Origin of the sequence: Moritella sp., assembly GCF_013215705.1 — a bacterium.
GTDB lineage: Bacteria > Pseudomonadota > Gammaproteobacteria > Enterobacterales > Moritellaceae > Moritella.
In genome coordinates, this window is the sequence record NZ_JABSQR010000005.1 from 1 (window position 1) to 20,515 (window position 20,515).

20 protein-coding genes are annotated in these 20,515 nt (G+C 40.8%); 15 read left to right on the top strand and 5 right to left on the bottom strand.

Features of this window, described 5'->3' with window-relative positions; all coding sequences use genetic code 11:
- Positions 1–859 (top strand): acyl-CoA dehydrogenase domain-containing protein (locus HRT96_RS01820; RefSeq protein WP_293151402.1); only part of this gene is annotated, 859 nt, incomplete at its 5' end.
- Between the two features lie 126 nt (positions 860–985).
- On the opposite strand, the gene pyk is transcribed toward HRT96_RS01820, so the two are convergent.
- Positions 986–2,422, bottom strand: coding sequence for a pyruvate kinase (pyk, locus tag HRT96_RS01825; protein WP_293151405.1), 1,437 nt, complete (start codon positions 2,420–2,422; stop codon positions 986–988).
- A 165-nt stretch (positions 2,423–2,587) separates the two neighbouring features.
- Positions 2,588–3,436, bottom strand: coding sequence for a MurR/RpiR family transcriptional regulator (locus HRT96_RS01830; protein ID WP_293151408.1), 849 nt, complete (start codon positions 3,434–3,436; stop codon positions 2,588–2,590).
- A 374-nt stretch (positions 3,437–3,810) separates the two neighbouring features.
- On the opposite strand from HRT96_RS01830, the gene HRT96_RS01835 reads away from it, so the two are divergent.
- Complete coding sequence (locus HRT96_RS01835; RefSeq protein WP_293151411.1) at positions 3,811–5,178, top strand: L-serine ammonia-lyase; 1,368 nt, start codon at positions 3,811–3,813, stop codon at positions 5,176–5,178.
- Between the two features lie 55 nt (positions 5,179–5,233).
- Here the strand turns inward: HRT96_RS01835 and HRT96_RS01840 are convergent, their stop codons facing one another.
- The 3 genes from HRT96_RS01840 to flgA all read right to left on the bottom strand — a co-directional run bounded on the left by HRT96_RS01840 (position 5,234) and on the right by flgA (position 6,775).
- On the bottom strand, positions 5,234–5,662 hold the full coding sequence (locus HRT96_RS01840) for a flagella synthesis protein FlgN (protein ID WP_293151414.1): 429 nt from the start codon (positions 5,660–5,662) through the stop codon (positions 5,234–5,236).
- 20 nt (positions 5,663–5,682) lie between these two features.
- A complete protein-coding gene (gene flgM, locus HRT96_RS01845) occupies positions 5,683–5,997 on the bottom strand; it encodes a flagellar biosynthesis anti-sigma factor FlgM (RefSeq protein WP_293151417.1) in 315 nt (104 codons plus the stop codon).
- A 76-nt stretch (positions 5,998–6,073) separates the two neighbouring features.
- Positions 6,074–6,775: a flagellar basal body P-ring formation chaperone FlgA gene (gene flgA, locus HRT96_RS01850; RefSeq protein WP_293151420.1), complete on the bottom strand. Its 702-nt coding sequence runs from the start codon at positions 6,773–6,775 to the stop codon at positions 6,074–6,076.
- Positions 6,776–6,940: 165 nt separating this feature from the next.
- Between flgA and HRT96_RS01855 the strand changes: the two genes are divergently transcribed.
- The 13 genes from HRT96_RS01855 (at position 6,941) to flgL (ending at position 20,391) form a co-directional block, all read left to right on the top strand.
- Positions 6,941–7,876 carry a chemotaxis protein CheV gene (locus HRT96_RS01855; RefSeq protein ID WP_293151423.1) on the top strand — a complete coding sequence of 312 codons (936 nt, stop codon included), beginning with the start codon at positions 6,941–6,943 and terminating at the stop codon, positions 7,874–7,876.
- Between the two features lie 54 nt (positions 7,877–7,930).
- Positions 7,931–8,755 (top strand): protein-glutamate O-methyltransferase CheR, encoded by an 825-nt coding sequence (locus HRT96_RS01860; RefSeq protein ID WP_293151425.1) that lies wholly within the window; start codon positions 7,931–7,933, stop codon positions 8,753–8,755.
- 301 nt (positions 8,756–9,056) lie between these two features.
- Positions 9,057–9,452 carry a flagellar basal body rod protein FlgB gene (flgB, locus tag HRT96_RS01865; RefSeq protein ID WP_293151428.1) on the top strand — a complete coding sequence of 132 codons (396 nt, stop codon included), beginning with the start codon at positions 9,057–9,059 and terminating at the stop codon, positions 9,450–9,452.
- A 2-nt stretch (positions 9,453–9,454) separates the two neighbouring features.
- Positions 9,455–9,877, top strand: coding sequence for a flagellar basal body rod protein FlgC (gene flgC, locus HRT96_RS01870; RefSeq protein ID WP_006033999.1), 423 nt, complete (start codon positions 9,455–9,457; stop codon positions 9,875–9,877).
- A gap of 13 nt (positions 9,878–9,890) precedes the next feature.
- Positions 9,891–10,604, top strand: a complete 714-nt coding sequence (locus tag HRT96_RS01875) for a flagellar hook assembly protein FlgD (RefSeq protein ID WP_293151431.1) — start codon at positions 9,891–9,893, stop codon at positions 10,602–10,604.
- Between the two features lie 31 nt (positions 10,605–10,635).
- Complete coding sequence (gene flgE, locus HRT96_RS01880) at positions 10,636–11,943, top strand: flagellar hook protein FlgE (RefSeq protein WP_293151434.1); 1,308 nt, start codon at positions 10,636–10,638, stop codon at positions 11,941–11,943.
- Positions 11,944–12,130: 187 nt separating this feature from the next.
- On the top strand, positions 12,131–12,874 hold the full coding sequence (gene flgF, locus HRT96_RS01885) for a flagellar basal-body rod protein FlgF (RefSeq protein ID WP_293151437.1): 744 nt from the start codon (positions 12,131–12,133) through the stop codon (positions 12,872–12,874).
- Between the two features lie 49 nt (positions 12,875–12,923).
- Positions 12,924–13,712, top strand: a complete 789-nt coding sequence (flgG, locus tag HRT96_RS01890) for a flagellar basal-body rod protein FlgG (protein ID WP_293151439.1) — start codon at positions 12,924–12,926, stop codon at positions 13,710–13,712.
- Positions 13,713–13,759: 47 nt separating this feature from the next.
- Complete coding sequence (locus tag HRT96_RS01895) at positions 13,760–14,515, top strand: flagellar basal body L-ring protein FlgH (RefSeq protein ID WP_293131302.1); 756 nt, start codon at positions 13,760–13,762, stop codon at positions 14,513–14,515.
- Between the two features lie 142 nt (positions 14,516–14,657).
- Complete coding sequence (locus HRT96_RS01900) at positions 14,658–15,794, top strand: flagellar basal body P-ring protein FlgI (RefSeq protein ID WP_293131299.1); 1,137 nt, start codon at positions 14,658–14,660, stop codon at positions 15,792–15,794.
- A gap of 298 nt (positions 15,795–16,092) precedes the next feature.
- Positions 16,093–17,085, top strand: a complete 993-nt coding sequence (gene flgJ / locus HRT96_RS01905; RefSeq protein WP_293151442.1) for a flagellar assembly peptidoglycan hydrolase FlgJ — start codon at positions 16,093–16,095, stop codon at positions 17,083–17,085.
- 85 nt (positions 17,086–17,170) lie between these two features.
- Entirely contained in the window at positions 17,171–19,150 is a 1,980-nt protein-coding gene (locus HRT96_RS01910) for a flagellar basal body rod C-terminal domain-containing protein (RefSeq protein WP_293151445.1), read from the top strand.
- A 5-nt stretch (positions 19,151–19,155) separates the two neighbouring features.
- Positions 19,156–20,391, top strand: coding sequence for a flagellar hook-associated protein FlgL (flgL, locus tag HRT96_RS01915; RefSeq protein WP_293151448.1), 1,236 nt, complete (start codon positions 19,156–19,158; stop codon positions 20,389–20,391).
- The last annotated feature ends 124 nt before the right edge of the window (positions 20,392–20,515 follow it).

Here is a 20,515-nt window from a genome sequence, read left to right on the forward strand (position 1 = left end):
AGAAGGTTTAGAGCAATTTGACGAATTATTGTTTAAGCATATTGCCTTTGGTACGAAAAACTTCTTTGGTGCATTAGGTCAAGGTCTAACTGGTGGTTTATTAAATTCTGCGCCAGTATCGGGTCCTACCAAGAAATACTACAAGCAACTTACGCGTATGAGTAAAGCATTAGCATTGTGTGCTGACGTATCTATGCTTGTGCTTGGTGGTGACTTGAAACGTCGTGAAATGATTTCTGCACGTTTAGGTGATGTACTAAGTAACTTGTACCTTGCGTCTGCAACGTTGAAACATTTTGAAGAGCAAGGTCGTCAAGCTGAAGATCTACCTATGTTGTCTTGGGCTATCGAACGTAACTTGTTTGAAATTGGTAAAGCATTTTCTGGTTTCTTCCAAAACTTCGGTAACAAAGCAATTGCTAATACGCTTAAAGTTGTGGTATTCCCATTCGGCATCAGCTATAAAATGCCTGCTGATGATACAGCAAAAGCAATTTGTAAAGTGCTGCTTAAACCAAGCGAAGCACGTGACCGTCTGACACACCTTTGTTATGTTGGTGACGCCAACGATGCAAACACGACGATGTTTGATATGGAATCTGCGTTCCAAGCTATGTATAAAGTGGAGCCAATCGAGAAGAAAATTGCGATTGCAGCATCGAAAGGTACTATTCCACGTAAGTTAGCGGCGAAAGTTGCTGCGCCACTTGCTGTTGAAAAAGGTATCATTACCCAAGTTGAAGCAGATGAATTATTAGCTGCTGATGAACTACGTTTTGCTGCGATTAGCGTTGACTCATTCACTCCAGAAGAGTTTGCGGGTATTTCTAAAGTAACAAAAAACGATAAAGTAGCTTAAGTTTTAACTGAGCGACGAATTAAAATCTAGCCTACGGGTTAGATTTTTAATAAAGAATAATAAAAAAACCGAGACTGCTATCTTATATAGTAGCCTCGGTTTTTTTATGTCTGAATAAAAAAATACTTATTTTATTGTTAGGATCTTGCAAGTGTTTGTTGAACCAACAGTATCCATTTTATCGCCTAACGTGAGTAAGATGATGTCGCCGGCTTTAACTTGGCCAGTTTCTTTCAGTACCGCGTAAGTACCTTCGACGATCTGTTTCTGCGATAAACCTTCAGTGCAAAACTGTAAGGGGGTTACACCACGGTAAAGCGCTGTCGCATTCAATGTTTTCTGATGTGGAGATAAGCAGAAGATAGGTAACCCCGAACTGATGCGTGACATCAATAATGGCGTAGTACCGGATTCACTTAATGCCACAATCGCTTTTACACCTTTTAGGTGGTTCGCAGCATACATAGTCGACATGGCAATTGTTTCTTCAATTGAGTCGAATGTATAGTCAATACGGTGATTTGATACATTGATGCTTGGGTGTGTTTCTGCGCCTAAGCATACTTCTGCCATCGCTTTCACTGTTTCGACGGGGAAATCTCCCGCCGCAGTCTCTGCAGACAACATGACAGCATCTGTACCATCAAGTACCGCATTCGCTACGTCCATCACTTCTGCACGTGTTGGCATTGGGCTGGTGATCATTGATTCCATCATTTGTGTTGCAGTGATCACAACACGGTTATATTTACGCGATAAATTGATGAGAGATTTCTGTACACCCACAAGTGCCGCATCGCCAATCTCAACGCCTAGATCGCCACGTGCCACCATAATTGCATCAGATGCTAGGATAATATCTATCATGCTTTCTTTTGACGCTACCGTCTCTGCACGCTCTACTTTGGCACAAATTTTTGCATTAGAGCCCGCAGCACGAACAAGTTCACGGGCATAATTGATATCATTGCCGTTACGCGGGAAAGAAACTGCAATAAAGTCTACGTCAATTTTAGCCGCAGTAATAATGTCTGCTTTATCTTTGTCGGTCAACGCGTCAGCAGATAAACCACCGCCTTGCTTGTTGATACCTTTGTTATTGGATAACGGGCCCGCTACTGTTACTTCAGTGTGGATCTGTTGGCCTTTAATTTCGATTACTTTTAATTGCACGCGGCCATCGTCAAGCAGTAGTACATCACCCGCGAATACATCTTTTGATAATTCAGGGTAATCGATACTAACGCGCTCTTGGTTACCCGCCGTTTTATCAAAGTCTGCATCTAGACAGAATTTGTCACCAAGGTTTAATTGGATCTTCCCGTCTGTGAATTTAGATACACGGATCTTAGGACCTTGTAAGTCACCTAAAATAGCCACGTGTTTATTGTGCTTTTTAGCTATAGCACGAACGTCTTTGGCACGCTTGATGTGGTCTTCGGCGTTGCCGTGAGAAAAGTTCATGCGAACCATATTGGCACCGGCAAGAATTATTTTTTCTAAATTATTATCACGATCTGTTGCTGGACCTAGGGTGGTTACAATTTTAGTACGACGTAACATGATAACTCCAAATGATTTATGAGATGATTTTAGTTAATCTACTCTGTCAGACAAGTGGTGATCTAAAACAGCATTAGTATGTCGAGGTTTGATTACCGTTTGGTGACAAGAATATGTAAAAAAGTGACAGGTAAAAAAATGACCACTTAATGTGGCCATTTTTTATTAATCTATTTTGTTAAAGCGCGAATCTCTAATCGCAGACTTAACTTTCTTCAAGTTCTCGCGGAATTTATCACCGCGACGTAATGTGAAGCCTGTGGCGAGTACGTCTACCAGTACTAACTGCGCGACACGTGATGCCATTGGCATATAAACATCTGTGTCCTCTAACACATCGAGTGAAATAACCAAGTTGCAATATTCTGCCAATGGAGATTTTTCTGCGGTGATGCCAATCACGATAGCATCATTTTCACGGGCTAGTTTCGCCACATCAACCATACTTTTAGTTCGACCCGTATGTGAGAATAAAACCACCACCGAATCCTCGGTACTGTTAATTACGCTCATACGTTGCATCATGATGTCATCAAAGCAAATGACGGGTACGTTAAAGCGGAAAAATTTATTTTCAGCATCACGCGCTACAGAAGCTGAAGCGCCTAAACCAAAGAAAGAGATCTGTTTGGCTTGGATCAGAAGATCAACTGCTTTGTTAACGAGTTCTGGATCTAAACTGTTTTTTGCTGAGTCTAAATGAGCGATGGTCGATTCAAAGATCTTGTTGGTATAAACTTCTGGACCATCATTGGCTTCTACGTTTCTGTTTACGTATGGCGTACCGTTAGCCAAGCTTTGTGCTAAATGCAATTTAAAATCCGGGTAACCTTTGGTGTCTAAACGGCGGCAAAAACGGTTAACTGTCGGCTCACTTACATTTGCCACTTTGGCAAGTGTCGCAATACTTGAATGAATAGCAGATTGCGGAGATTCTAGAATAACATCAGCAACCTTTTTTTCAGACTTACTGAATATTTCTAAATTTTGGATGATTTTTTCGAGCATACTCATGATATTTCCCTGGCAAGCTCCGCAATGGGCGCATGATAATGTAATGTAATGTAAGGTAAATATGAATCTATAGCGCATTATAAACCTTGTTGGATATTTATTACGGCAATTATGTAAAAAATATGAAGTAAGTCGAACTATTATTACATTTTTTACTTATGTTTAGCATCGACTCATTGATGTTTGTGACTTTATTACGGTTAAAATGGCTTAAACAGCATGAATGTAGTGTTAATGCCGACTTTACAGGCAAAATGTATGTATGTTTATAACTAATTATAGTCGTAATGTTTTTTCAAAATAGTAATAAAATTGCATGAACGATGATGTGCTATACCTACAGTATGCAATATTCATTAATCAGGCAGTATTTTATGATCAGTACCTTTGATATGTTTAGTATCGGTATTGGGCCATCTAGTTCACATACCGTTGGTCCTATGCGCGCTGCATTTGATTTTTTACAACACCTCAAAGCATTGGATAACCGCGAGTCGATAGTCGGTGTAAATGCAGAACTATTTGGTTCGTTAGGGCAAACCGGGATTGGTCATGGCAGTGATATTGCGGTGATCTTAGGTTTAGCGGGTTATGAGCCGGATAAAATAGACTCGGAACAAGTTGCGTCAATATTGAAGGAGATAGATGAGCAACAAGGTATCAGTATGAGTGGCATTGGTTTTATCCCTTTTAATCGTGCCGAAAGTATTATATTGCATCAGCGTAAAAGGTTGTCTTATCACAGCAATGCGATGACGATAGTTGCACTAAGTAAAGATAGCATCGTGTTAACTAAAACTTATTATTCGATTGGTGGTGGTTTTATTCTTGACCATGAGCATATTGATAACCCTTTGGAAGTCAATGCAGAGATCCCGCCAAAATATAAATTTGATAGTGCCGATGAACTCCTCGCTACTTGTCGCTTACACGGATTATCTATCGCTAAACTCATGTACGAAAATGAGCGGCAATTAAATACCGATGATGTCATTAATGAAAAAATATTACAGCTACATAGCATAATGGTGGACTGTATTCATCGTGGTTGCCGTAATAAAGGTATTTTACCTGGTGGCTTAAAGGTACGACGCCGGGCACCTGAACTATTTGAAAAGTTACAAGCACCAGATGCCAAGGATGATACTTTCCACGGCATGGATTTCGTTAATATGTATGCGATGGCGGTAAATGAAGAGAATGCCGCAGGTGGACGAGTCGTGACTGCGCCGACCAATGGTGCTGCGGGGATTATTCCTGCGGTAATGTATTTTTATGATCAATTTGTTAGTCCACTAACGGAAGAAAAAATTAAGACCTATCTGCTTACCTGTGCGGCTATTGGCACCTTATATAAGAAGAATGCGTCTATTTCTGGTGCCGAAGTGGGTTGTCAGGGGGAAGTCGGGGTTGCTTGCTCTATGGCCGCCGCGGGTTTGACTGCCATAAGAGGTGGGACACTAGAGCAAGTTGAACATGCTGCCGAGATCGGCATGGAACATAATTTGGGATTGACTTGTGATCCTGTTGCGGGTTTGGTGCAGATCCCGTGTATTGAACGTAATGCCATTGGTGCAGTGAAAGCAATTAATGCGTCGCGTATGGCGCGTATGGGGTCTGGAGATCATAAAGTGTCGCTTGATCAAGTGATTAAAACTATGAAAGCCACAGGAGATGATATGAAAAATAAGTATAAAGAGACATCGAAAGGCGGTTTAGCGATTAATGTAACGGTTTGTTAATTAAAGGGGAGGGGGAATAGAGTATGTTGATCGAGAGTACTAATTTCTGGATGTGTTACGTTTTGAACTTCATGCCAAGTGTTGAGAAGGATCCGCGAGTACGGCCTAACTTGTCATAGGTAATATTGTTACGTGAGCGACTACGGATAATGGTATCGGTTAGTCGTTTGGTATTACGTAGATTAAGCTCAATAAGTTTACCATTAACGTCATTCAATTCTTGGCATCGAGAGAGTTCGGTTTCAATTTGTTGTTTTTGAGCAAGATAGGTAGTCAGTAATACTGCAGCGTCCGCATGCTGACTTATTTTTACATCGAGTTCAGCAATTTGGGTTATCTGCTGCTGTTTTTCTGGACTGAGCTTTTCTAAAGCTGTGACATCGCGTGACTCTAGCGCTGATTTTTCAGCGGTTAATAGAGCCAGTAACTGTTCTACATATGATACTTGTAAACCAAGTAATTCAGGTAATGTTGTCATTGTCATCAGTATTTACAGTGCACTGGTTATGCGAGTAAAGCTTCGAAGTTAGACATGTTCTTTGCTAATTTATTCGCATCTATTTGATAGCTACCATCAGCAATGGCTTTTTTCAAACTTTCCACTTTCGACTCGTTAACGGGTGTACCTTGAGCTAAATCATGTTCCATAGCGGTCAAACTTTTGGCTTGTGATGTAATGTTAACCGAGTCACTTTGTGCTATTCGTTGCGGTGAAGCTTGAGTAGAATTACCAGCGCTAACGTTGGCTTTCTGCTGCGTACTTCTCGCTTGATCAAGCTGGAGACTACGATTATTTAAATTGGTTAAATTTATGGCCATTTTTCTGTACCTATTGAATAGTAAACAGGTGTACTAATAATATTATCGACTCATGACAATAAAACTTTAGCATAATTTAATAGTTTATTTGGATGATACCTGCTGCTTGGACAATACCTGAAACAATTCGTTTCGATTTATTGTTACGCACCTTGATTTTTTCACCCAGAATACCGTTAGCTAACGCTACACCATCCGTTTTTACGGTCAAATTTCCCACTGAACTGGTAATTGTAACGTTTTCACCTTTACACACAAGACAAATATCCCGTGTTGAGATCATTTGGTTACCCGACAGTTGCCTTTTAAGGCGCGCTTTATTTACAAATGCTAAATCAGAAATATAGCCTGACCGTAATAATACTCGGTTCATATATTCTATTTTAGTATTGTTTTGAGTTAAAAGACTCCCTTTTGATAAAGGTCGGTTACTGACCACTACAGGTACCAGTCGAATAATCTTCACAATTACGTGAAGTTGCCAGTTATCAGCATTATCACAACGTATTCTTACTGTCGCGGAGCGTTGTAAGCTTTTATTGCCGACTAACTCTGCTGACATATTACCTTCACACTGTGTAACTGTTATTCTGCGGTCAATTTTAGCTACTTCTATGCTTAGTTTTTCATTCTGAGAGGTAAATAATTGCGCTTTGATAAAAGATTCCGCAAACTTCTCAATTGCTTGATGTTTATCCGTAGTTGCGTGTGCAAGCGAACTATAACTGACTACACTGAAGCAATAGAAAAGCAGCAACGAGAAAATATATTTAAGCATTTTGGTTTCTAAGCCGATATAAGATTAAAGATTACGTATAAAGTTATTTAAGAGTCAAGTTTTTGACTACTTTAACGCGTAGACTATCAATTAAAATGAATAATACAGTGGTAAGCAATATTTAAGCCACGTTGATAACAAGCTAAATTTACCTGAGGATGGATAATGGCAGGATTACTCGATACGGTCAATCAACGCACACAGTTGGTCGGACAAAACCGTCTAGAATTACTTATGTTCCGCTTAAACGGGCGTCAGCGTTTTGGTATCAATGTATTTAAAGTAAAAGAAGTACTGCAATGTCCACCACTGACAATTTTACCTAAGCTGAATAGCGTTGTGCGCGGTGTTGCCCATATTCGTGGTAAAACTATTTCCGTGATTGACTTAAGCTTAGCGACGGGTGGTCGTCCTATTGAGGATTTAAGCAAAGCGTTTATTATTATTTCTGAATATAATCGTTCAATACAGGGTTTTTTAGTCGGTAGTGTTGAACGTATTATTAATATTAACTGGGAAGCCATTTTACCTCCACCAAAAGGTACAGGTAAATTAAGTTATTTAACGGCCGTCACCGAGGTCGATAAAGAGTTAGTCGAAATACTTGATGTGGAAAAAATCCTGCATGAAGTAGCTCCCGTTAAAATGGATGTCAGTGCGGATATATTAGCAACTGCCACGGACATCGATAAGAGAGCAATAGAAAAAGTGATCCTGGTTGTGGATGATTCAAGTGTGGCGCGTAACCAGATTAAAAAAGCCGTTTCTGATCTTGGCTTTAAGATCGTATTAGCCAAAGATGGCCGTGATGGGTTAAATAAATTACGGGAAATAGCATTAGAGGGACCTATCTCCGAGCAGGTTGCTTTAATGATTTCGGATATCGAAATGCCGGTAATGGATGGTTATACCCTGACTGCGGAAGTGAGAAATGATCCGAAATTAAATGATTTGTACGTTATTTTGCATACGTCTCTCAGTGGTGTATTTAATCAGGCGATGGTGGCAAAAGTAGGGGCGAACGACTTTATTGCTAAATTTAACCCTGATGAACTTGCTGGTGCGGTATTAAAAGCGTTAAAAGCAGTTGACCCTAGCTAGGTGTCCTGCAATATTGAATACATATATTTTTATATAGAAAGTGAGTAAAAAATAGTGCAAACATTGTCAAATGAAGTTTATACCCGTTTTAGTGAATTCCTTGAGATTCAGTGCGGTATTGTATTAGGACAAAATAAACAATATTTAGTTAAAAGTCGTTTATTGCCGCTATTGGCAAAACATAATATGGCAAGTTTAACTGAACTAGTACAAAAATCGATGACTATGTTAGCGCGGGATTTACGTAATGATGTTATTGATGCGATGACCACGAATGAAACGTTATGGTTTCGCGATGTGTATCCGTTTGAATATTTACAAGCTAAGCTCTTACCTGAGTTTATCAATAAAGGTCTGCCAGTAAAAATATGGTCAGCGGCATCGTCGTCTGGGCAAGAACCGTTTTCAATTGCGATGTCAGCGATTGAAACGCAGGAAAAGCTCAAGCGTTTAGTGAAGCCTAATGTACAGATTGTCGGTACTGATATTTCACCGACCATGATTAAGCACTGTAAAGCAGGTATTTATGATCGTTTGGCACTTGGCCGTGGTTTATCTGCTGAACGTAAACGTCAGTTCTTTACGATATTACCTGATGACAAAATGCAGGTGAATCGAGACGTTCAGCAATTAACATCGTTTCGTGAAATCAATTTGTTAGAAAGTTATGCTTTGTTGGGAAAATTTGACATCATTTTTTGCCGTAATGTCCTTATTTACTTTTCACCAAAAATTAAAAGTCAGATTCTGAATCAATTTGCCGGTGCATTAAAGCCCGGCGGTTACTTATTTTTGGGCGCATCAGAATCCCTGACTGGACTGACGGATAAGTTCGAAATGATCCGTTGTAATCCTGGTATCGTATATAGACTTAAATAGCGTATCTTACAGCAAGTTAGCGTATGAACATGGATGTTCATTTATTGTCGGTGTCTGATCCTCATACAGCGTCAAAAAACTGTTTTTGTCGTTTCATTTTACGACCGCTACTCATAATACACTTTTCCAAAATATATATATATTCTTCGTTATAATGTAAGTCATTGTTTTTTCTGTAATTACCCTAAATTAAATAAAACTACCCGGTTGTTCATCCTTTTGGCACATATGTTGCTTTTATAATTTGTATCATCGTAATTATCATACGATTGATTACGATATAAATGTAGAGGAGACGTTCATGGCTATTAATTTTGATAATGCATTGGGTATACACCAATATTCTGTTGGCGTAAGAGAGCGTCGTGCAGAGGTATTAGCCAGTAATATTGCTAATGCCGACACGCCAGGTTTTAAAGCAAGAGACTTTAGTTTTAAAGATGCCCTTGCTAGTGCAACCCAGGGCAGTAGTTTTAATTTATCAAAAACCAGTGAACGTCATATATCAGGCGGTAGAAGCATGGCGCTTGATCTTCAATATAGAATCCCAAATCAACCCGATACTGGTGATGGAAATAACGTTGATGTGCAAACTGAACGTACTAGCTTTATGCAAAATAGTATGGAATATCAGGCATCACTGTCATTTTTAAGCAGTAAAATTCAAACTATGCGTAAGGCAATTAAAGGACAATAATTATGAGTTTATTTCGAGTCTTTGATATTGCCGGGTCGGCAATGAGTGCACAATCGGTGCGTTTAAATACCACCGCGAGTAACCTTGCTAATGCAAATAGTGTGAGTAGTAGCGCTGGTGAGACCTATAAAGCACGCTATCCTATTTTCCAAGCGCAATTAGATCAAGCTAATTTTTCGCAAAATGAAGCTGTTGGCGTGAATGTTGCAGGGATTGTAGAGAGTGATGCACCATTAGTTAATGAATTTAATCCAAACCATCCATTAGCTGACGAAAATGGTTATGTATATCGTCCGAATGTAAACATAATGGAAGAGATGGCAAACATGATTAGCGCATCTCGTTCATACCAGACTAACGTGCAAATAGCTGATGCAGCTAAGAAAATGTTAAATAAGACATTGGCGTTAGGTCAGGGTTCATAGAGGGTATTTGGTTGTGACGACAATTAATAATAGTAATAATGTAGCTGATTTTAGCAGTCAGTTTAAAACTGAAAAAAGGGATGCGGCAGAGCAAGCGGCAGAAACTACCCGCAAAGAGCTTGGCCAAGAAGACTTTTTTTCTTTGCTAACACAAGAACTGGCTTATCAAGACCCGTTCAAACCGGTAGAAAACTCAGAGATGGTGGCGCAGATGGCGTCATTCACTACCGCTGATGGTATTGCTAACATGGGCAGTAAGTTTGAGCAGTTAACTACAATTATGAGCTCAAACCAAGCGTTACAAGCCTCTAGTCTTGTGGGTACTAAGGTATTAGCGCCGGCATCGTCGGCATTTTTATCGGCCGGTGAAAACGTGTCAGGGCGTATTGAGTTACCCCAGAGCGCGCCTAATTTACGCTTGCAAATTACCAATCCCGTCGGTGAGGTGATTAACGTTATTAATTTGGGTGAGCAAAAAGGGGGGGATGTGGCTTTTGAGTGGGACGGCACAGACATGAACGGCAATAAAGTGGCGGAAGGAAATTACCGCTTAAAAGCATCGGCGTCGATAGACGGCAATGCACAAGATCTTAAGGTCTCAAGTTTCCAGCATGTTGAAAGTGTCAACATTGGTAATACCGGCGGCGGTATTATTCTGAACTTGAAAGGAATGGGCAGTCTGCCACTGAGTCAAGCAACCGAAATTGCTGGTACTAAAACTTACTAAACTTACTAAATTTATTGAATAAGGAAGTCTTATGTCATTTAACATCGCCTTGAGTGGGATCAACGCTGCTCAGAAAGACCTTAATACCACGGCAAATAACATTGCTAACGTTAATACCACTGGTTTTAAAGAGTCTCGCGCTGAGTTTGGCGATGTTTATGCAACATCGATTTTCTCAAATGCAAAAACCTCTGTTGGTAACGGTGTGGCGACATCCCATATTGCGCAACAGTTCCAGCAAGGTAGTTTAAATTTTACCGAAAATTCATTAGATCTGGCGATCAACGGTAATGGTTTCTTTGTTATGTCTGATGGTATGGAGTCTATGGATCGTAACTATACACGTGCCGGGGCATTTAAACTGGATGCGAATAGTTTTGTCATTAATTCGGCCGGCAACTATCTGCAAGTTTATGATGTTAATGATGACGGTTCACCAAAAGCGGTGAGTATGGCGTCAACAAAACCGCTACAAATACCTGATACTGCAGGTGTGCCAGAATCAACGGGTAACGTTGATATGACAATGAATTTACCGGCGACATCACCGCTATTAGACCCCACTAAATTTGATCCTATTGATAGTGGCACTTATACCGCGGCTACCTCTGTTTCTATCTACGATTCATTAGGTGAATCACATACTTTATCAACTTATTATGTGAAAGATGGTACCGCGGGTGCGCCTGCTAATTCCTGGTTGGAATTTAACTATGTTGACGACCAACCCGTTGATATTGTTGGCGGTCAGGCTGTGGCATCCTCTCCGGGAACACCGGTGAAACCGGCCGCCCTGCGATTGACGTTTGATTCATCAGGTTTATTGCAGCAACAACTTCCTGTGATCGCAGAAACCGTGCCACTGGGGGCTATCTTAACCAATGGTGCGGATACGACTCAGACGATTAAAGTTAATATTAATAACCCGACTCAGTTTGCGTCTTCATTTGAAGTTTCAAAGCTTGAGCAAGATGGGGCGACAGTGGGTCGACTAACGGGGATTGATATTGGTCCGGATGGTATGGTCGCGGCGAGTTACAGTAATGGTCGTAACGACAAACTGGGGATGATTGCGATGGCTAAGTTCGCCAATGAACAAGGCTTGAGTCAAACCGGCGATACGGGCTGGCGTGCATCACAACTTTCGGGCGCAGCGATTGCTGGCGAAGCCAACTCCGGTACCTTTGGTAAAATTAATTCATCAGCACTCGAGCAATCAAATGTTAACTTGACCAGTGAACTGGTTAACTTAATTACGGCACAACGTAATTATCAAGCTAACTCAAGAACGTTAGAGGTTAACTCGAAATTACAAGATACGGTATTACAGATCCGTTAATGTAACGGGCGAGTAAGCCATGTAGCAAGTAGCATTATTCGACATGTAATTCACCGCAGAGACCCATTTTTTGATAAAAAGCCATCCTATTTAGGGTGGCTTTTTCATTTTGGCACTTTAATTGCTTTATCTCTGGTATTAGATAGGTAATGAACGATTTCAACGAAAAGTGACAGAGGATTGACGAATGGACAAGATGCTTTATATCTCGATGTCGGGTGCTAAAGAAAATATGAATGCATTGGCTGTTCGTGCCAATAATCTGGCCAATGCGAATACGCATGGTTTTAAAGCTGATTTTGAGCAAGCGCGTTCAATGCAAGCTTTTGGTGAAGGTCTACCAACCCGTGTATTTGCTATGACCGAAAGTCCAGGACAAGACTTTACGGGTGGTGGGTTACAACAAACGGGTAATGCACTCGATGTTGCGATCCAAGGTGATGGTTGGTTAAGTGTGCTGGATGATAAGAACAAGGAAAGTTATACCCGTAGCGGTAGTTTGCACATGAGTCCGACTGGCGAGTTATTGACATCTTCAGGCCGTTCTGTACTTGGTGCAAACGGTCCTATCGTGATCCCTGTACCCGTTGAACAAATAAAAATCCATGCCGATGGCCGTATCGAGGTTCGTCCTCAGGGAGCACCGGCAAATGCATTGGAAGAAGTCGACCAATTAAAACTGGTTAACCCCGATGTTCGAAATTTAGTTAAAGGCTATGATGGTATGTTTCGGCTGGCAGATGGTACACCAGCCGTTGTCGACCCTAATGTCCAAGTTGCTGGTGGTGCACTAGAAACCAGTAATGTTAGTGCTGTTGGTGAACTCACCGGAATGATTAATTTGCAACGTCAATTCGAAATGCAGATAAAAATGATGAAAACAGCAGAAGAAAATGACAAAGCATCTGATACGTTATTACAAATCAATTAACTTTTCATTGATGAGTCCCCAATAGTATAAATTAGACGAGGAAAGCATTATGAATCCGGCATTATGGATCAGTAAAACTGGCTTAGAAGCACAGCAAGCAAATATTTCAACGATTTCAAATAACTTGGCAAATGCCAGTACCGTTGGTTTTAAGAAAGAGCGCGCTATTTTTGAAGATTTATTGTATCAAGCGATAAATCAGCCGGGTGGTCAATCATCGCAAAATACCAAATTACCGTCTGGGTTAATGGTTGGTTCGGGTGCGCGGGTTGTCGCGACCCAAAAAGATCATTCTCAAGGCAACATGTTAACCACTGATAACTCACTGGATTTAATGGTCAGTGGCCGTGGTTTTTTCGAAATTGAAATGCCGGATGGCACTACGTCATATACCCGTAACGGTCAATTCACCTTAAATGATGAAGGGATTATCGTGACCCCAGGTTCGGGTTATCCATTGCAGCCGCAGATCCAAATACCTGCTGATGCACAAACCATTACCGTCTCGGAAGATGGTGAAGTCTCGGTAAGTTTACCGGGCCAGACAAATAATCAAACCGTTGGTCAGATTAATATTTCAGACTTTGTTAACCCAGGTGGTTTACAGCCAATTGGACAGAACATGTATATTCAAACGGGTGCCAGTGGTGATCCGGTACAAGGTCTTCCAAGTAATGAAGGCCTAGGTAAATTAGTGCAAGGTGCGATTGAAACATCGAATGTAAACGTGACGGAAGAATTAGTAAATCTGATTGAAAGCCAGCGGGTATTTGAAATGAATTCTAAAGTAATTTCAGCGGTTGATGAAATGTTAAGTTACATCAATCAACAGCTATAGTTTAACGGCTAAGCGTTAAACATTAATTAATAACATCGAGAATTATAATGCGTAATTTTATCTTTGCTCTTTTTGTTTTTATGCAGCTAGTAGGTTGTGCATCGTTAGTTAAAGTAAAAGAAAATGTGGTCGCTAAACATGAAGACCCGACTAAAACAGAGGATGCGCAAGAACCAGCTGATGTGGCTGAAACACCACAGCAAGATTCGCCTGATTATGCACCGATTGTACCCGATGATAATCCAGTACAAGCGAAAGTAACGGGATCGTTATTTAACCCACAATATAATAATAATATTTTCTCGGACATTAAAGCACGTCGAGTCGGTGACATTATTACGGTGATATTAACAGAATCAACCAGTGCTAAAAAGCAAGCCAGCTCGAATCTGGGTAAAGATAATTCATTTGAATTAGATCCGGTCAATCTCGGTGGTGAAGATGTGGTTATTGGCGGTTATACGATTGAAGGTAGTTTAAATCAAAAGAGTTCTTTTTCTGGCAATGGTTCTGCCGATCAGAGTAACAGTTTAAAAGGTAATATCTCTGTTACTGTCGTGCGTGTGTTACCGAATAATAACTTAGTCATTCGTGGTGAAAAGTGGCTGATGCTAAATAATGGGAGTGAGTATATTCGCCTTACTGGTTTATTACGTCCACAAGATGTGGATGCTGATAATAAAGTCGATTCTTCTTTGATCGCGAATGCGCGTATTCAATATGGCGCAATTGATGATTTGGGCGAAGCGCAGGTACAAGGCTGGGCAACTAAATTCCTGAACAGCAGTAAATGGCCTTTCTAATCTCAACCTATGTGTAAATACCATCTTGGTATGACAATTGCAATCTAGCAATATAACGGCCATTATTCGCAGTTGTCATAATGTTGGCAGTGCTGAAAGGCTTAACCAGAATAATGACAACCCTATACCACAGGTTATTTAGATGAAATTATTAACTCGGATTACATTACAACAAAACGTATTACTTGGTATGAGTATTATCTTGTTAAGCTTTTTTGTTGTCAGCATCAATTCTGCACATGCTGCACGCATTAAAGATATCAGCTCGGTGCAAGGGGTCCGTGATAACCAATTAATCGGTTATGGTTTAGTGGTTGGTTTACCCGGCACCGGTGAAAAAAGTAATGCGTTCTCAGCGCAAAGTTTTAAAACCATGCTAAATAATTTTGGTATTACTATGCCAGACGGCGCGAAAGTCAAAATTAAAAATGTCGCGCCTGTTGCAGTGAGTGCGATATTACCCGCATTCATGAAACCAGGTCAAACCATTGATGTAACGGTTGCTGCTATCGGTGAAGCAAAGAGCTTACGTGGTGGTTTATTACTACAAACCTTTCTTAAAGGTGCTGATGGACAAGTCTATGCGTTAGCACAGGGTAGCTTGGTTGTCGGTGGCCTCGGCGTTGAAGGTAAAGATGGTTCAAAGGTGATCATTAATACCCCTACCGTCGGCCGTATCAGCAGTGGTGCGATTGTTGAGAAAGAAGTTGCCAATCCGTTTGGCGATGGTGATTACCTGACATTTAATTTACACCGTGGCGATTTTACCAACGCGAAACGACTTGCGGATTCAATTAATAATCTGGTTGGTCCTAATACTGCATATCCAATGGATTCGACATCTGTGCGGGTACTGGCACCTCGTGATATTTCTCAACGTGTGGCTTATTTGTCGACATTAGAAAATCTTGAACTGAAAATGGCAGACGAATCCGCAAAAATTATTGTTAATTCACGTACCGGCACGATTGTGATTGGCCAAAATGTGAGATTAAAACCTGCGGCGATCACACACGGCGGTTTAACTGTCACCATTAACGAGACCCAAGAAGTGTCACAGCCCAACGCGTTTGCTAACGGTGAAACTGTGGTCACCAATAAATCGACCATTAATGTAACGCAAGAAGATGCGCGTATGTTTAAACTTGATGCGGGTGCGACCCTCGATGATTTGATCCGCGCCGTTAATCAGGTTGGTATTGCGCCGGGTGATTTAATGTCAATTTTAGAAGCGCTTAAAGATGCGGGCGCATTAGACGGACAGCTTATTATTATTTAATGGCGTTAAGCTACTTAAGCACTGTAATGACTTATTTTTATGAGCGCTATACCCCGTGATTGGGTATGGCGCTTTTTTGTATCTATTTCATGACATTGCCAGAGTTGGTTTAAGAATTGCATTGTTATATGTAAAGGTTGAGGTTAATACGCTGTTTTGTTTTAAGTTGTTGATTATAATTGTTTTATTAGTGACGGGTAAATGGCGGTAGCGTTCAATTATTAAGTAATACGAATAACGGACTGAAAAATAATAACTATTGAAAATAATAATTGTCGAAAATAGTAACGGGCTGGGTATGGATAATTCATTTAAAACCAATGTAAGCAGTAACGTCTTAGATACACATAATCTGGATTCTTTGCGTAAACGTGCGCTGAATAATGATGAAACGGCATTGAAAGAGGTCGCGAAGCAGTTTGAATCTTTGTTTACCAATATGTTGATGAAAAGCATGCGTGACGCGAATGCTGCATTTGAATCGGAAAGTCCAATGAATAACAACTACACCCAGTTTTATCGTGATATGCAAGACAAGCAAATGGCGGCTGATATGAGCCAGTCAGGCAGTATGGGGTTAGCAGATATAATTGTTAGGCAGTTGTCGAATGATGGCGGCAATTATATGCCAGCCTCGTCATTACAAGGGGATACTAACCCATTGCAGAATATTCAAGCCGTAAATAATGCGACAGCTGTAGACAAAGCATTACCGGAAGATAAAGAGGCTACAACAGCTCCCGCTGTTGATGAGGAAGGGAACTCTATTGATGATGGTAAGCAAGTAAATGCCGGATTTTCGATGGCAGATGCAGCCCGTCCGATGCAATTCAATAGCCCTGCAGAGTTTGTCGCATCATTAGCCCCTTTTGCTGATTTAGTGGCGAAACGCTTGAATGTCTCGCCTGATGTGTTGCTCGCTCAAGCCGCATTAGAAACGGGTTGGGGTAAGAAAGTATCAACGGATAACAACGGTGGTAGCTCGCATAATTTATTCAATATCAAAGCGGATAAACGCTGGGAAGGTGCGACGACCAGTGTCGATACCTTAGAGTTTTCCGATGGTGTAGCCAAACGTGAAAAACATCAATTTAGAAGCTACGAAGACTTCCAATCTAGCTTTAATGATTTTGCTGACTTCTTGCAATCCGGCGATCGTTATAGTGATGCATTACGTAACTCTGCAGACTCGGCACAATTCTTGAATAGTTTACAGGACGCGGGTTATGCAACAGATCCTAACTATGCAGCGAAAATACAAAACGTCATGAAGCATGATGCATTTAAATAACGTTATTAGTAGATCAGTCGCAAACAGTAAATGAATGAATAGTCTTATTTCGGAGTGATGTTCTGATGGTTGGAGTCGTAATCTGATGGTTAATTTATTACAAATCGGCACATCTGGTGTTTTAGGTCACCAGCAAATGCTTAATACCACAGGTAATAACATCTCGAATGTTAATACCGAGGGGTATAGCCGTCAGCGTACCCAGCATAATTCGCAAATTGACAACATGGGCCTTGCTCGCTCTGATACTGGTCGAGAAATTAACCAGTTTGCACAGGCTGAAGTCTTACTTGATACCAGTAAATTTAATAATCGAGACAAATTTTTAACAGAAATAACCCGAACCGATCAGGTATTGTCTGATAGCTCGAATAATCTCGGTAGCGGGGTCTCAACATTGTTTGAATCTTTTCATACGCTCAATGACGATCCCACATCATTATCGACTCGGGAGTTAGCGCTCTCCGATGCCAAATCTCTCGTATCCAGTTTTAGTAGTGTTGGTAAACAGCTACAGTCACAGGTGAAAACGGCGAATAATGAGATCACCGCAAAACCGGATTTACTCAACGCCTTGATTAAAGAGATACATGGATTAAATCAGCAGGTGATGATTGCCAATAATACGTCGCAAGGTGTATCGGGTACATTACTGGATAAGCGTGATGAGTCGATTAAAGCTCTCGCAAGTGAGATTGATATATCCACGATTGCTAATGACAACAAAAGTATTTCGATAAATTTGATCAGTGGACAACCTTTAGTCATGCAAAGTAGTGTGAGTCAATTTACCGTGGTAACCAATAATCCAGATACATCAATTAATGAATTAGCCTTGAACATTGACAGTAATCAAATCTTACTGCAAGAAATTGAGCTGGGTGGTACGGTTGGGGCGTTATTTTCCTTCCGTGATGAAGCGGTATCTCCGGCGTTACGAGAAATAGGTCAGTTAGCGTTAGGTATTGGTTCTGCGATCAACAGTCAAAATAGAATGGGACTAGATTTAAATGGTCAGTTAGGTAAAGACATTTACGGAATGCCAGGCACTATGGCCCAGGGTTATCATGACAACTCCAATTCTGAGCATATGGTAACCTCGACTATAAGGCCTACTGAAGGCGGCGCGTTGACGGTTAATCAGTATCAAGTCACGATGACAAGTCCACTTACTTTTGACGTTTATGAGATCAAAAATGGCGTACAAAGTACGAATCCTTTGCCTATCTCTGGTGCTTATCCTGGTCCTGTTACCGTCGATGAACATGGTTTTGATATTGATTTTTCTGCCGCTACAGGGGGATTCAAAAGTGGTGATAAATTCATTTTGTCGCCAACTTTATTTAATTTTGACGACTACCAAGTTATCGCTTCTCGGCCCGAAGACATAGCTCTGTCTTCGGCGCTGCGTTCGAGCCGTAATACCAATAATATTACAGATAGCCAACTGATTGTCAGTAGCATATTTGATTCTAGTTTATCGTTTTCAAATAATGCTTTAAACATGGCTGCTCCACAACGTGTGACGGTTAATAACAGCGGTGATTTTGATATTTTTGATGGCAATGGCACATTGTTAGCGACGAGTTCTGGCGCGCTATTGGGATTAGATTTATTGGCTAATTCAGTCCCGCCGTTAAATCCTCAAGCTGGTTATGAGATTAACATCAGCGGCAACCCCAATTCTGGAGAAAGCTTCAGCTTACACTACAACACTAACTCGGCGGGGGATAACACGAATGGTTTAAAGCTCGCAGGTTTGGAAAGTGAAAACACCTTAAGACAAAATAAGGTGACCAGTGGTGGTAATCAAATGACCATTTCGGAAGGTATTTCTGCCCTTATTGCTGGTATTGGTAATAAAACTAGGGCTGCGCGTGTTGATCAGTCGGCAAGTGAATCTAAATTAACTCAGAGCCAAAACTGGGTCGAGAGTGTCTCTGGGGTAAACCTGGATGAAGAGGCGGCGAATATGGTGCGTTATGAACAGGCGTATAATGCTTCTGCTCGGGTAGTGAGCATTTCCAAAGAAATATTCGACACTATCCTGAATGCGGCGAGGTAACCACAATGCGATTAACCAATAATCAAATCTTTACTCGTTCTATGCAGGATATGTCGAAAGCGCAGCAACGGCTGAATACTGCGCATACCCAGATTACATCCCTGAATAAATATAAAACATCGGCTGATTCACCTGCTGACGTTTCTAAGTCGACTTATTTGCATGATGAGATCAATAAAAATACTCAATATCAAAAAAATAGTCTGATGTTAAAAAGTACCCTAGGTTTGGAAGAAGCCACATTAAGCAACATACATACAGCGATGGAGCGAGGTCGAGTCCTGACTATCCGGGCGCTCAATGGTAGCGTGGGTGAGTTGGATCTCAACGCTATTGCGATTGAGATCGACGAAGTACAAAAAGAAATTTTCAACCTGGTCAATACCAAAAATGCGAACGGTGATCATATTTTCTCTGGTTCGGCATCTGAAGTGCAATCCTATACCTGGGATGCAGATAAGGCGCAGTATAATTTTCAGGGTAATGAACAAGATAACAAGATCCAAATCGCAAGTAATGTATTTATTCGTAATGCTGATAACGGTCGTGAAGTATTTGAATCTGCCCCTGCGCGGTTGATTGCTCTGTCCGATAATCTTGTCGGTAATGTCTCTGCCGCAGAGGTTCGTATTGTTGATCAGGGCGAATATGATAATTTTCATCGTGATAATTATGACTATGCAATGCCGGCAAATAATATTTTCAAGATCACGATTAGTCCGCCAACCATTCCTGGTAATAGCGATATTTATACAATTACAGACAGTGGCAATAATGTGCAACAAAGCGGCAATTTTATGTCAGATAATATTATCCGGTTTGGTGGTATGGCTATGTCTGCAACAGGAACATCCCCGGGTAGTGTCGATATTATTTTGGCGCCATCGATAAATGAAAATATTTTGAACACCCTTGAGGCATTCAAACAAGTTCTGACTGATACCTCAATAACTAAGTCTGAGTTTCAAGATGGTATCGCGGATGCGCAACTCGGCATTGGTAATGCGAAACATGCGGTAATGTCAGTTATTTCCAGTATTGGTGGGCGGAATAATGCCATTGAGCGTATCACGCAATCAAATGAATCATTCAAATTGATTAATCAAGAGGCAATGGCAATTCTTACCGAGACAGATCTTGCCGCGGCAATGACAGATTTAACGAAAGAGCAAAACATTCTCGAAACGAGTTATAAAACATTCAATAAAATCAACAATTTAAGCCTGTTTAATGCAATGTAAAAGTTGGCATGTAAGTTGCTATTATTAATGAGTGATTGATTGCTCATAGAAGAGCGGGTTTAAGCAGAAATTGATAATAACGAATTGTGGTGTATTGCCATAATTTATTTTGATATACAGAGGG